Below are 13,712 nucleotides of genomic sequence, written 5' to 3' on the forward strand. Positions count from 1 at the left end.
GGAGTCAGTCAGATGAGCGAGTCCCCGGTTATCGGCCATTACATCAACGGCCAGTTGAATAACGGTGATGGCGAGCGTTACAGCGATGTGTTCAATCCGGTCAGCGGCAAGGTTCAGGCGCGGGTTGCCCTGGCCAGCCTCAAGACCATCGACGAAGCGGTCGCCTCGGCCCAGGCTGCTTTCCCCGCCTGGGCGGACCAGTCGTCCCTGCGCCGTGCGCGGGTGATGTTCAAGTTCAAGGAACTGCTGGATAAACATCACGAAGAGCTGGCGCAGATCATTTGTCGCGAGCACGGCAAGGTGCTGTCCGATGCCCGTGGCGAAGTCGTTCGCGGCATTGAAATCGTCGAGTTCGCCTGCGGTGCGCCGAGCCTGCTGAAAAGCGATTTCAGCGACAACATCGGCGGCGGTATCGACAACTGGAACCTGCGTCAGCCACTGGGCGTCTGTGCCGGTGTCACGCCGTTCAACTTTCCGGTGATGGTGCCACTGTGGATGATTCCTCTGGCCTTGGTCACGGGTAACTGTTTCATCCTCAAGCCTTCGGAACGTGACCCTTCGGCGAGCCTGCTGATGGCGCGTCTGCTGAAGGAAGCCGGTTTGCCGGACGGCGTATTCAGCGTCGTGCAGGGCGACAAGGTAGCTGTGGATGGCCTGCTGCAACATCCGGGCATCGAGGCCATTTCCTTTGTGGGGTCGACGCCGATTGCCGAGTACATCCACCAGCAAGGCACTGCCCACGGCAAGCGTGTTCAGGCATTGGGCGGGGCCAAGAACCATATGATCGTGATGCCCGATGCCGATCTGGATCAGGCCGCTGACGCTCTGATCGGCGCGGCCTACGGTTCGGCCGGTGAGCGCTGCATGGCGATCTCCATTGCCGTGGTGGTGGGCGATGTCGGCCAGCAACTGATCGAAAAACTGCTGCCGCGCATCGACCAGCTCAAGGTCGGTGATGGCATGCAGGCCGATTCGGATATGGGGCCGCTGGTCACTGCCGTACACAAAGCCAAGGTCGAGGGCTATATCGATCAGGGCGTGAAGGAAGGTGCGAAGCTTGTTGTCGACGGTCGCAACTTCAAGGTGCCAGGTGCCGAGCAAGGGTTCTTCGTCGGTGCAACGCTGTTCGATAACGTCACGCCCCAGATGCAGATCTACAAGGAAGAAATCTTCGGTCCGGTGCTGGGTATCGTCCACGTACCGGATTTCGCCAGCGCCGTGGCGCTGATCAATGCCCATGAGTTCGGCAATGGTGTGTCGTGCTTCACCAGCGACGGCGGCGTGGCCCGTGCCTTTGCCCGCTCCATCAAGGTCGGCATGGTCGGCATCAACGTGCCGATTCCGGTGCCGATGGCCTGGCACTCTTTCGGTGGCTGGAAGCGTTCGCTGTTCGGCGATCACCATGCCTATGGCGAAGAAGGCCTGCGCTTCTACAGCCGCTACAAGAGTGTCATGCAACGCTGGCCGGACAGCATCGCCAAAGGCCCGGAATTCAGCATGCCAACCGCCAAGTAACCTTCAGACAATGGATTGTGGAGAACAATAACAATGAGCCACCCTCTGCGTTTTGCCCTGAATCGTATGGTCGCCCCACGCTTGTCACTGCCGGATTTCGTCGATCTGGCAGTGAAACTGGGGGCCGATGCAATCGAGATCCGCAACGATCTCAAAGGCATCGAGATCGAAGACGGTACGTCGCCGCAGACCGTTCGCGAACTATGCGCCTCCAGAGGCGTGCGTGTTTTGTCGATCAATGCCTTGTATCCGTTCGATGTGTGGAATGACGAACGCCGCGCCCAGGCCACGAAGCTGGCGCAATATGCCCGCGATTGTGGCGCCGAAGCCTTGGTGATGTGCCCGCTCAACGACCGCACCGATACGCGCAATGCCGTACAGCGTGCGACAGGCCTGCGCACGGCCTTGAGCGAGCTGGCGCCGATCCTGCGCGAACACGGGATCCTCGGTTTCGTCGAGCCTCTGGGCTTTGAGGAATGTGCGCTGCGCTTCAAGCGTCAGGCGGTGGATGCGATCAGGGCGATTGGCGGGCTGGATGTGTTCCGTCTGGTACATGACACCTTCCATCATCATCTGGCGGGTGAAGTGGAGCTGTTTCCCGAAATGACCGGCCTGGTGCATATCTCGGGTGTCGAAGATGCTCAGGCCCCCCTCAACAGCATTCGCGATGGCCATCGGGTTCTGGTGGGCGATGCGGACATCCTGGGCAACGCCGGGCAGATCGAACGGTTATTGGCCGGTGGCTACAAGGGGCATCTGTCCTTCGAGCCGTTTGCCGAAAGTGTTCATGCCCTGGACAACATTCCCCAGGCAATCCAGCAGAGCATGAGCCATCTGTCCCAATGCTGCCTTCGCGGATAAATCCGCTCCCACACAACCTGTAGGAGCGAATTCATTCGCGAAGAGACAACCACAAGAACAAAGGTGCGAGCATGAGTACAACCCGATTGACCATGGCCCAGGCCCTGGTGAAGTTTCTGGATAACCAGTACGTCGAAGTCGATGGCGTACAGAGCAAGTTCGTCGCCGGGGTTTTCACGATCTTCGGCCATGGAAACGTGCTGGGGATCGGACAGGCGCTGGAGCAGGACAGCGGCGATCTGGTTGTTCATCAAGGCCGTAACGAGCAGGGCATGTGCCATGCCGCCATCGGTTTTGCCAAACAGCATCTACGGCGCAAGATTTACGCCTGCACTTCTTCGGTCGGTCCAGGCGCTGCCAATATGCTGACCGCCGCCGCAACCGCCTCTGCCAACCGTATTCCCTTGCTGTTACTGCCGGGCGATGTCTATGCCAGTCGTCAGCCTGACCCGGTGCTGCAACAGATCGAACAATTCCACGACCTGAGCATCAGCACCAACGATGCCTTCAAGGCCGTCAGCAAATACTGGGATCGCATCAATCGCCCTGAGCAATTGATGAGTGCTGCGCTCAGTGCCATGCGGGTGCTGACCGATCCGGCCGAGACCGGCGCCGTGACCCTGGCCTTGCCTCAGGATGTACAGGCCGAAGCCTACGATTACCCTGACAGCTTCCTGCAGAAACGTGTACACCGTATCGACCGCCGTCCGCCAAGCCGGGCCATGCTCGATGACGCGCTGGCGTTGCTCAAGGGCAAGCGCAAGCCTTTGCTGATCTGTGGCGGCGGAGTGCGTTACTCCGGTGCTGCCCAGGCTTTGCAGGCATTTGCCGAACGTTTTGCAATTCCTTTTGCAGAAACCCAGGCAGGCAAGAGCGCGATTATTTCGGCGCACCCGCTGAACATGGGTGGCATCGGTGAAACCGGAACCCTGGCCGCCAACCAGTTGGCCAAGGAAGCGGATCTGATCATTGGCGTCGGCACGCGCTACAGCGACTTCACCACCGCGTCGAAATGGCTGTTCCAGAATCCGGACGTGCAGTTTCTCAACCTCAATGTCGGTGCCTTTGACGTGCAGAAACTGGATGGTGTGCAGGTGCTGGCAGATGCCAGAGAAGCCTTGCAGGCCCTGCATCAGGATTTGCAGGCCAGCGACTACCACGCAGCCTGGGGCGACGCCCCCAAACGTGCCAGGGCCGAGCTGGATGCTGAAGTCGACCGCATTTATGCCGCCGAATATCAGACCCAGGATTTCACTCCTGAAATCAATGACCACATGGACCCGGCCGTACTGCGCGAATTCATCGAGCTGACCGGTTCCTGCCTGACCCAGAGCGCTGTGCTGGGCGTGCTCAATCACAGCCTGCCCGAAGACGCGATCATCGTTGCAGCCGCAGGCAGCCTGCCGGGCGACTTGCAGCGGGCCTGGCGCAGTACCGGAGTCGATACCTATCACGTCGAGTACGGGTATTCCTGCATGGGCTACGAGGTCAATGCGGCACTGGGCGTCAAACTGGCCGCGCCGCAGCGGGAAGTCTTCGCACTGGTGGGAGACGGCTCCTACATGATGCTGCACTCGGAGCTGGCGACCTCGGTTCAGGAGCGGCGCAAGATCAATATCGTGCTGCTGGACAACATGACTTTCGGTTGCATCAACAACCTGCAAATGGGCAACGGCATGAACAGCTTCGGCACTGAGTTCCGCTTCCGTAACCCGGAAACCGGTCTGCTCGACGGTGGCTTCGTACCGGTGGACTTTGCCATGAGCGCTGCGGCCTATGGCTGCAAGACCTACAAGGTCAGCACCCTTGAGCAACTGCGTGAGGCCCTGGCGGATGCGCAACGGCAGACGGTTTCGACCCTGATCGATATCAAGGTTCTGCCCAAGACCATGATCCATAACTACCTGTCCTGGTGGCGGGTAGGCGTGGCCGAGGTATCCACTACCGGCACCACTGCGCAAGTGTACGAAAAGCTCAACAAGGAACTGGCCAAGGCCCGTCAATATTGATTGCGGTTATTCATTCGGAACACATTCAACAGGAGCACTGCAATGGCTTTGAAATTAGGCGTAATCGGTACTGGCGCAATCGGTCGTGATCACATCCGGCGTTGCAGCAAGACCCTGCTGGGCAGTCAGGTGGTGGCTGTCACCGATATCAATCTCGAACAGGCGGCAAATGTGGTTCGTGAACTGGATATCACCGCCGAGGTCTATGCCGACGGTCATGCGTTGATCGCTGCGCCCGATGTCGAGGCCATTCTGGTGACCTCATGGGGGCCGACCCATGAAGAATTCGTGCTGGCGGCGATTGCCGCAGGCAAGCCAGTGTTCTGCGAAAAGCCCCTGGCGGTCACCGCAGAAGGTTGTCGTCGTATCGTCGATGCTGAAATCGCGTTCGGCAAACGTCTGGTGCAAGTGGGCTTCATGCGTCCTTATGACGAAGGCTACCGTGCCCTGAAGTCGGTGATCGACAGCGGCCGGATCGGCGAGCCATTGATGTTGCACTGTGCCCACCGTAACCCGACCGTGGGCGAGAACTACAAGACTGACATGGCAATCACCGACACCCTGATCCACGAGATCGACGTGCTGCGCTGGTTGCTCGACGATGATTACGTTTCGGTGCAAGTGGTATTCCCGCGCAAGTCCTCCAAGGCGCTGGCGCACCTGAAGGACCCGCAGATCGTGCTGCTGGAAACCGCCAGGGGAACCCGCATCGACGTCGAGGTCTTCGTCAACTGCCAGTACGGTTATGACATCCAGTGTGAAGTGGTGGGCGAGAGAGGCATTGCCAGGCTGCCGGAGCCTTCGCAAGTGCAGTTGCGCAGCGAAGCCAAGCTGTCGAATGCCATCCTGATGGATTGGAAGGATCGTTTTATCGCGGCCTATGATGTCGAATTGCAGGCTTTCATCGATGGTGTAAATGCCGGTAAAGTCGGTGGGCCTTCAGCCTGGGATGGCTATGCCGCTGCCGTGACCGCCGACGCCTGCGTCGAGGCGCAGCGCAGTGGGGCAATCGTGCCGGTGACCCTGGCCGCTCGTCCCGAGTTCTACGGCTGAAAAAGTGTTGTTAGAGATAACAACAATAAAAGGAGAACTTCATGCGAATAGGATTGGTGGGCTATGGAAAGGGCGGGCGTTATTTTCATGCAACGCTGCTCTCGAGTTTGCCCGGTGCAACATTTGTGGGGGTCGTTACCCGCTCACCCGAGCGGCGGCAGGAAGTGACCAACGATCATCCCGATGTCGCGACCTTCGATACTCTGGCCGATCTGGTCGCAGCCGGTGTCGATGCTGTGGTGATATCCACGCCGCTGGCTTCCCGACGCGCCCTGATACTGGAAGCCATCGAGTTGGGCGTGAATGTCGTCAGTGACAAACCCTTTTCCGATGACGCTGCCCAGGCCCGTGAGTTTGTAGACGCGGCAAAGCGGCGGGGCGTGCAGCTCAGTGTCTATCAGAACCGGCGCTGGGACTCGGACTTTCTGACAGTGCGCAAGCTGATCGATAACGACGTGCTCGGCTCCATCAGTCTTTTTGAGTCCAGCATCGAACGCTATTCACCACGGTCCGTGGGCAAGACCAGCGGTGGCGGTCTGCTGCGTGACCTTGGCAGTCATCTGGTAGATCAGGCACTGGTGCTGTTCGGCCCGGCCAGCCGGGTATATGCCGAATTGCAGTTTTCCGCACCCGATGCACCGGACCACGCCTTTTTCATTTCCCTGATCCATGCCAACGGTGTCGTTTCGCACCTGACCGGCAGTTGCCTGCAAAACACTCCGCGGCCGCGCTTCAGGGTCAGCGGTACGCAGGGTTGCTACAGCGTCGAAGGCCTGGACGGCCAGGAGGAGGCCGCGCTGGCGGGCCTGACGCCAAGTTCCGAAGGCGAGCGCTGGGGCGTCGAGGAGCATCGACGCTGGGGCTGGTTCGAGCAGGGTGATCACCGTGAGCGGGTTCCTTCGGAGCAGGGGTGCTGGCTTGAATTCTATCGACAGTTGCAGGATTCCATTGACGCAAACGGTCGCAATCCTGTGGATGCTGACGATGCAGTCGCTACGGCCGTTGTGCTGGACGCGGCACGCTTGAGTGCGAAGGAAGGGCGAGTGATTGCCTTGTAAGTAACCTGTTTTTGCGTGAACACATACAAGCCCTGGTTCTCTCTGGAGAGAGCCGGGGCTTGCTGCAATCGACATTTGGAGAGGTTGAAATAAAAAATAGAATAAAATTCTAAAATGAGTTGAATTGGAAAATATTTTCCAATAAAGTCGTTTTCAGGTTGCCGACTATCGAATCACCTGTGTTGTCAGATCCGTCTGAAGGTCACAGGGAACAAGCAAACAAAAACAAGACAAAGATAGGTACCGTCGATGAAAACCCCTACCCGAGGCCTAAAGGCCAAGCGTTCTGCCCCCTCGTCATTCTGGATCTCTGTCATGGAGCGATTTCTTACGCTCGTCGCACGCGGCATGTGCGTCCAGCACAAGGATGCGCAACTGTTCTGCATACCCGGCGCTACAGGTATTCGCCTGCCGAAGTAACCCAGCTCTTCGCTACGTCGTTACCAAGTCTGAACAACAACAAGAATTTGGAGACAGACCTTTATGAAGACCAAGATTCGTTTCACTTCGCTGGCTTTGGCCTTGATGCTGGGCAGTGGCACTGCATTGGCCGATATCAAGATCGGCGTTGCCATGTCGCAGTTCGATGACACCTGGCTGACCTATCTGCGTGAAGACATGGGCGCCCACGCCAAGACCCTGCCTGATGATGTAAAGCTGCAGTTCGTCGATGCCCGTGCAGACGTAAACAAGCAGATCGATCAGGTTCAGGAGCTCATCGGCAAGAAAGTCGACGCTCTGATCGTAAACCCCGTGGATACGGCAGCTACCGCCCGCATCACAAAATCTGCCACGGCGGCCGGCATTCCACTGGTGTACGTCAATCGCCGTCCTGATGATCCCAAGTTGCCCGAAGGCGTCGCTACCGTGACCTCCGATGACATCGAGGCGGGCCGGATGCAAATGCAATACATCGCCGAAAAACTGGGCGGCAAGGGCAACGTCATGATTCTGCTGGGGGATCTGGCCAACAACTCGACGCAGAACCGCACCAAAGGCATCAAAGAGGTGCTGAGCAAGTACCCCGACATCAAGATCGATCAGGAGCAGACCGGCATCTGGTTGCGTCAGAAAGGTATGGACCTGACCAACGACTGGATCACCCAGGGCAGGGCATTCAACGCGGTGCTGGCCAATAACGACGAAATGGCGATTGGTGCCGCCATGGCCCTGAAACAGGCTGGCGTCAAATCAGGCAGTGTACTTGTCGCCGGTGTGGACGGTACGCCCGATGGCCTGAATGCCGTGAAACGGGGCGATCTGGCGGTATCTGTCTTTCAGGATGCCAAGGAGCAGGCCATTGGCGCGATCAATGCCTCTGTGAAGCTGGCCAAAAAGGAAAAGGTCGAGCCGCAGGCCATTTTGATTCCGTATCGCCTCATCACGCCTGAAAACGTCGATACCTTCAAATCAAAATAGTGAACATGCCAGGGAGGGCTTGCAGCGTACCCCTCCCACAGCTTGTTGCTTGAGGAGTTTGTGATCATGTTCGGTTCCGCTACTGCTACCCGCCATGTCCAGCGCGATACGCCGTCCGCTGCCCGTGTCGATGATCGTGTCGCCACTGACGTTCCATCCCCTTATCTGTTGGAAATCAGCAATATCAGCAAGGGCTTTCCGGGCGTCATCGCTCTCAATGATGTGCAGTTACGGGTACGTCCCGGCACTGTGCTGGCCTTGATGGGCGAGAATGGTGCCGGCAAGTCGACCCTGATGAAAATCATTGCCGGGATCTATCAACCCGACGCCGGCGAGATACGCCTGCGGGGCAATCCTATCCGCTTCGATACACCTCTGGCCGCCTTGCAGGCGGGTATCGCGATGATCCATCAGGAATTGAACCTGATGCCATTCATGAGCATTGCCGAGAATATCTGGATCGGCCGCGAACAACTCAACAGCCTGCACATGGTCGATCACCGGGAAATGTACCGCTGCACCGCCGATCTGCTGGAGCGCTTGCGCATCAAGCTCGACCCGCAGGAGCTGGTCGGCAACCTGAGCATTGCCGAGCGGCAGATGGTGGAGATTGCCAAGGCGGTTTCCTATGACTCCGACATCCTCATCATGGACGAGCCGACGTCTGCCATTACCGAGACGGAAGTCGCCCACCTGTTTTCGATCATTGCCGACTTGCGGGCCCAGGGCAAAGGCATCATTTACATCACCCACAAGATGAGTGAGGTGTTTGAAATTGCCGATGAAGTGGCGGTGTTCCGGGACGGTGCCTATATCGGCCTGCAACGCGCCGAAAGCATGGACGGCGACAGCCTGATCTCGATGATGGTCGGGCGCGAACTGACCCAGCTCTTTCCCGAGCGTGAAAAGCCGATTGGCGACCTGCTGCTGTCGGTACGTGACCTGAGTCTGGACGGTGTATTCCAGGGCGTGTCCTTTGACCTGCATGCCGGCGAAATTCTCGGCATCGCCGGGCTGATGGGCTCCGGCAGGACCAATGTGGCCGAAACCCTGTTCGGTATCTCACCCAGCCAGGGCGGCGAAATACAGCTTGATGGTGTTCCGGTGCGTATTACCGATCCGCATCAGGCCATTGAAAAAGGCTTCGCGTTACTGACCGAGGATCGCAAGCTTACTGGTCTGTTTCCCTGCCTGTCGGTCATGGAAAACATGGAAATGGCCGTTCTGGCCAACTACGCCGGCAATGGTTTCGTCCAGCAGAAGGCTCTGCGAGCGCTGTGTGAAGACATGTGCAAGAAGCTGCGCGTCAAGACGCCTTCTCTGGAACAGTGCATCGATACGCTTTCAGGCGGCAATCAGCAGAAGGCATTGCTGGCGCGCTGGCTGATGACCAACCCCAGAATCCTGATTCTCGATGAGCCGACCCGTGGCATCGATGTGGGGGCCAAGGCAGAAATCTATCGCCTGATTTCTTTCCTGGCTGGCGAAGGCATGGCTGTCATCATGATTTCCTCCGAGTTGCCCGAAGTGCTGGGTATGAGTGACCGGGTCATGGTCATGCATGAAGGCGAAATGATGGGCATCCTCGACCGAAGTGAGGCTACCCAGGAAAAAGTCATGCATCTGGCTTCCGGCCATTTGGTTCACTGAGTTCGCCTGGCCGGGCTCGCGCAGAAGAAGAACAAGAGGGTAATCAAAATGAGCAACGCGATCTTGCAAAACAAACCGGCCCTGGCGCCGACCAAGAGCAAACGGCGGCTGCCTACCGAACTGAGTATTTTCCTGGTGCTGATCGGCATCGGGCTGATCTTCGAGTTGTTTGGCTGGATCGTTCGTGACCAGAGCTTCCTGCTCAACTCCCAGCGACTGGTCCTGATGATTCTGCAAGTCTCCATCATCGGTCTGCTGGCCATCGGCGTCACTCAGGTCATCATCACCACCGGTATCGATCTTTCGTCCGGCTCGGTGCTGGCCTTGTCGGCGATGATTGCTGCCAGTCTGGCGCAGACATCGGATTTTTCCCGCGCAGTCTTTCCCTCGCTCACTGACCTGCCGGTCTGGATACCGGTGGTCGTTGGGCTGGGTGTCGGATTGCTGGCCGGGGCGATCAACGGCAGCATCATTGCCATCACCGGGATCCCGCCCTTCATTGCCACACTGGGCATGATGGTGTCTGCCCGCGGGCTGGCGCGTTTCTACACCGAAGGCCAGCCGGTCAGCATGCTTTCGGATTCCTATACCGCCATTGGCCAGGGAGCGATGCCGGTTATTATCTTCCTGGTCGTCGCTGTGATCTTTCACATAGCCCTGCGCTACACCAAGTACGGCAAGTACACCTATGCCATCGGCGGCAACATGCAGGCGGCACGCACCTCGGGTATCAACGTCAAGCGTCATCTGGTCATCGTCTACAGCATTGCCGGTCTGCTGGCGGGGCTTGCCGGTGTCGTGGCTTCGGCACGGGCGGCGACAGGGCAGGCGGGGATGGGCATGTCCTATGAACTGGATGCCATTGCCGCAGCCGTGATCGGCGGTACCAGCCTGGCCGGTGGCGTCGGGCGCATTACCGGCACCGTCATCGGCGCGCTGATCCTGGGCGTCATGGCCAGCGGGTTCACCTTTGTCGGCGTGGATGCCTATGTTCAGGACATCATCAAGGGCCTGATCATTGTGGTTGCGGTGGTAATCGATCAATATCGCAACAAGCGTAAAGCCAAGCGCTGATCGTGGATGTGTAGCGCAAAGGGCCTGTTGAGGCCCTTTTGTGCTTGAACTGAATCCTCAAAGCAGAGTCAGAGGCTCTCAGGCGGGTTTCAAGGCTGGATTTCAGGGGCAATCCATGCAGTTGTGGTACAAAAACCCTTCATTTGTATTGCCGACGGGCCAAGCCGGCCTTAGACTGCCGCCCCTCGTAAATTGAGTGCCTGGTGGCGCTTGGAGATCATGGCGCTTTTACGGCAACGTTGAGCCGCTCCTCAATGCACGTTTTTTTATAGAGAAATAAATGACAAAGGAAAAGTTGCTGGCCATGCCGGCCGATGACTACATGAATGCTGAACAGCATGCTTTCTTCGTCGAGCTGTTGCAGGCCATGAAGGTTGAAATCCACGAGCGTATCGAGCAAAGCCGCATTGCTATCGAGAGCCTGGACACCCCGGCCGACCCTGCTGATGCTGCTTCGGTAGAAGAAGAGCGTCATTGGCTGGTCAATGTCATCGACCGTGATCAGCGTATGCTGCCCCAGCTGGAAATGGCCTTGTCGCGCATTGCCGATGACACCTTTGGCTGGTGCGACGACAGCGGTGAGCCTATTGGCCTCAAGCGCCTGCTGATCAGCCCGACGACCAAATATTGCATCGAGGCGCAAGAGCGCCACGAGCAGATCGACAAGCACCAGCGCCAGGCCTGATTCACAGGCTGGAGTGAGGTGTCACCAGACCGGGAGGCTATTTTAGCCTCCCTGTTTTCTTGCGCCTGTAATTTATGAGGATCACGAAAGAGAGTTGATCAGTGGTTTAAAACTTCTATGTTTATTTTGTAGATTTTATTTTTCTTGTTTGTTGCGGTATTTATTTATTGTTTATTTAGAGTAGTACTGATCCAGTTTGTAGGATCGCTCTGTAAATCTCTCCGTTGCTTGACTGTTTCGTGTTGCTGAGCAAGCTATTTAATCAATTGTATTGAAAATCATTAAATGGCAGTCATACGAAATGGTTGTTTTCTACGGATGGATGGAAGATGAAAAATACATGGACGGTTAATAAGGGGGCTGCGGTTTCTGACACGGCAGTGCTACGTGTTACGGTGCGTGCAGGCCTTTTCTTCGATGGTACAGGCAATAATCGCGTCAATAGCCAGATAGGGGCTGACTGTCGGGCCATGATGGAGGTCAATGCCCATAAACACATTGTCGAATGTTCGGGCAGGCACACCGACCCCAATAGCAGTTATAGCAACGATCTGAGTAATATCGCCCGCCTGGTTGCACTTTATCGCCATCAATATGTGGCCAGGAACGATGGGCAGGGGTTGAAAGCTTATTGGCCCGTTTATATCAGTGGCGCGGGAACAACTTCCGGAGCCGGTGATTCTCTTTGGCCGGGGCAAAGTTTTGGCCGTGGTACGACAGGCGTTACCGCCAAGGCCGAGCATGCAATCAAAAAGCTTGGTTCCCGTCTCAAGGCGTTTACGCTCGATAATCCCGGTTGTGTCATTGAAGCCCTTGAGCTGGATATCTTCGGTTTCAGTCGCGGCGCGGCCTCGGCCCGGCATTTCATCAACGAGGTCCTGAAGCAGGCTCAGGGGGCGCTTGAGCCGGTCCTGGCAAGTCGCAAGGTTCCCTTGAGTGCGGATTTCGGCTGGGAGAGTGGCAGTGTGAGGCTCAAGGTTATCGGCCTGTTCGATACAGTGGCCGCCATTGGCAGCTTCCGGGATTTCTACAATGTCCGAGACTCTGCCAGCAACCGGGTCAATCTGTATTTGCCACCGGGCTGTGCCCAGCAGGTACTGCATCTGGTGGCGCGTGATGAGTCACGACGCAACTTTGCGCTCAACAGCATCGCCCCTGACTGGAGCCGGGAGATCGTGCTGCCGGGAGCCCATGCCGATATTGGCGGTGGTTATCATCCACAGATGGAAGAAAAACTGCTGTTGACCCGGCCCCGCATGAGCATGCTCTGCCAGGACACCTCCTGTGAGTCGAGCACTGCCTGGTTACAGGCGCAGCAAGACTTGCAGGCGCTGGATGCCGGACAGTGGATCGACCCTCTGGACCGCCAGGCCTCGTTGCAGGTGGAGTGTTGCGAAACCTATGGTCGTGCGCATACTGCCGCTTTCGGGCTCAAGACGGTGGTGGCTGCTGCCTGTTTACGTCGCCAGGTGTTCGGGCATTTGTCGCGGGTTTATCTGCGGGTCATGCATGCGCTGGCCTGTGACGAAGGCGTGCCGTTCGAGCCGGTTCCCGACACTGCAGAGCTGCGACTCGCTCCAGAACTCGAAGGTGTCTGCCGCAAGTTGATCAGCTATGCCCGTGGGGGGGCCTACACCCTGGACGAGCAGGAAGAGCGCCTGCTGCGCTGGCGCTACATTCATCACTCGGCTCACTGGAATGCGATCATAGGCCGGGTCGGCAGCTTCAGTGATGCCGTATTCGTGCATGCGCCAGAGCCGGGAGGGCGTGTCCGGTATCCCAATACGAATCAGGCTGGATACCGGCATTGACGTGCAGGTGTCATGGGCTCTTGTGCAGCAACACATTCAGTTCGTCGACCACAGGAGCCCAGTCGGCATCTTCGCGAAGCTCTTCCTTCAGGAATCGGGCCTGTTGGGGTGTCCAGAATTCGGCGTCGATTAGTTTCACGTTGTCAGGCAGCGAGTGGTTGGCAATGAAGTTCTGGATGCTATCCTCATCCGAGTCGAGGCCCAGTTGGGAGAACAGGTTGGGCAGCGAGTGGGTTGGCAGTTCCATGTCATCTCCTTGGCTACAGAGGGGGGCTTTGTCCTTCATCGGAGTGCCGAGGATGGACAAGAGTTCGACGAACCTTTTATTGATCCTGCGACAGATGCTAATGTTCTGTCTCGCGTGCCCAATGGCGCCACTTTTCCTGCCCCTGATATCTCTCTGTACAAAAGGTATATATGCCGCTGGCGTTGTCTGTCGGTAGAATCCGCCTCCAGCCTGCCCGGCAGGGTGGCGACCATGGAATCATCGCTCGCAGTTTCAGTGCGTGTCAGCAGGTATTTCAGCCGCTCCAGCGGCTTGTATGGATGCTTATTTTTTGACTGTCCTGGCTTTGTC

Annotated in this window: 11 protein-coding genes; 10 read left to right on the forward strand and 1 reads right to left on the reverse strand. The window is 57.5% G+C overall.

Going from position 1 to position 13,712, the window contains the following annotated elements; translation table 11 throughout:
* Positions 1-12: 12 nt before the first annotated feature.
* The 10 genes from ACODS3_RS23510 (at position 13) to ACODS3_RS23555 (ending at position 13,135) form a co-directional block, all read left to right on the forward strand.
* Positions 13-1,515, forward strand: a complete 1,503-nt coding sequence (locus tag ACODS3_RS23510) for a CoA-acylating methylmalonate-semialdehyde dehydrogenase (protein ID WP_489036527.1) — start codon at positions 13-15, stop codon at positions 1,513-1,515.
* Positions 1,516-1,548: 33 nt separating this feature from the next.
* Positions 1,549-2,376, forward strand: a complete 828-nt coding sequence (locus ACODS3_RS23515; RefSeq protein ID WP_304575867.1) for a TIM barrel protein — start codon at positions 1,549-1,551, stop codon at positions 2,374-2,376.
* A 71-nt stretch (positions 2,377-2,447) separates the two neighbouring features.
* Positions 2,448-4,385, forward strand: coding sequence for a 3D-(3,5/4)-trihydroxycyclohexane-1,2-dione acylhydrolase (decyclizing) (iolD, locus tag ACODS3_RS23520; protein ID WP_304575866.1), 1,938 nt, complete (start codon positions 2,448-2,450; stop codon positions 4,383-4,385).
* A gap of 42 nt (positions 4,386-4,427) precedes the next feature.
* Positions 4,428-5,438: a bifunctional inositol 2-dehydrogenase/D-chiro-inositol 1-dehydrogenase gene (gene iolG / locus ACODS3_RS23525; RefSeq protein ID WP_304575865.1), complete on the forward strand. Its 1,011-nt coding sequence runs from the start codon at positions 4,428-4,430 to the stop codon at positions 5,436-5,438.
* A 41-nt stretch (positions 5,439-5,479) separates the two neighbouring features.
* Complete coding sequence (locus ACODS3_RS23530) at positions 5,480-6,496, forward strand: Gfo/Idh/MocA family protein (RefSeq protein ID WP_201020485.1); 1,017 nt, start codon at positions 5,480-5,482, stop codon at positions 6,494-6,496.
* A 483-nt stretch (positions 6,497-6,979) separates the two neighbouring features.
* Positions 6,980-7,915 carry a sugar ABC transporter substrate-binding protein gene (locus ACODS3_RS23535; RefSeq protein ID WP_201020484.1) on the forward strand — a complete coding sequence of 312 codons (936 nt, stop codon included), beginning with the start codon at positions 6,980-6,982 and terminating at the stop codon, positions 7,913-7,915.
* 66 nt (positions 7,916-7,981) lie between these two features.
* Complete coding sequence (locus tag ACODS3_RS23540; protein ID WP_304575863.1) at positions 7,982-9,565, forward strand: sugar ABC transporter ATP-binding protein; 1,584 nt, start codon at positions 7,982-7,984, stop codon at positions 9,563-9,565.
* Between the two features lie 48 nt (positions 9,566-9,613).
* Positions 9,614-10,639 carry an ABC transporter permease gene (locus ACODS3_RS23545; protein ID WP_201006697.1) on the forward strand — a complete coding sequence of 342 codons (1,026 nt, stop codon included), beginning with the start codon at positions 9,614-9,616 and terminating at the stop codon, positions 10,637-10,639.
* 280 nt (positions 10,640-10,919) lie between these two features.
* Entirely contained in the window at positions 10,920-11,324 is a 405-nt protein-coding gene (locus ACODS3_RS23550) for a TraR/DksA family transcriptional regulator (protein ID WP_025259414.1), read from the forward strand.
* A gap of 329 nt (positions 11,325-11,653) precedes the next feature.
* Positions 11,654-13,135, forward strand: coding sequence for a T6SS phospholipase effector Tle1-like catalytic domain-containing protein (locus tag ACODS3_RS23555; protein ID WP_201020482.1), 1,482 nt, complete (start codon positions 11,654-11,656; stop codon positions 13,133-13,135).
* Positions 13,136-13,145: 10 nt separating this feature from the next.
* Here ACODS3_RS23555 and ACODS3_RS23560 read toward each other — a convergent pair whose 3' ends face one another.
* Positions 13,146-13,382, reverse strand: coding sequence for a DUF2789 domain-containing protein (locus ACODS3_RS23560; protein ID WP_201006693.1), 237 nt, complete (start codon positions 13,380-13,382; stop codon positions 13,146-13,148).
* Positions 13,383-13,712 lie beyond the last annotated feature (330 nt).

The sequence above is a fragment of the Pseudomonas sp. FG43 genome (genome assembly GCF_057809175.1).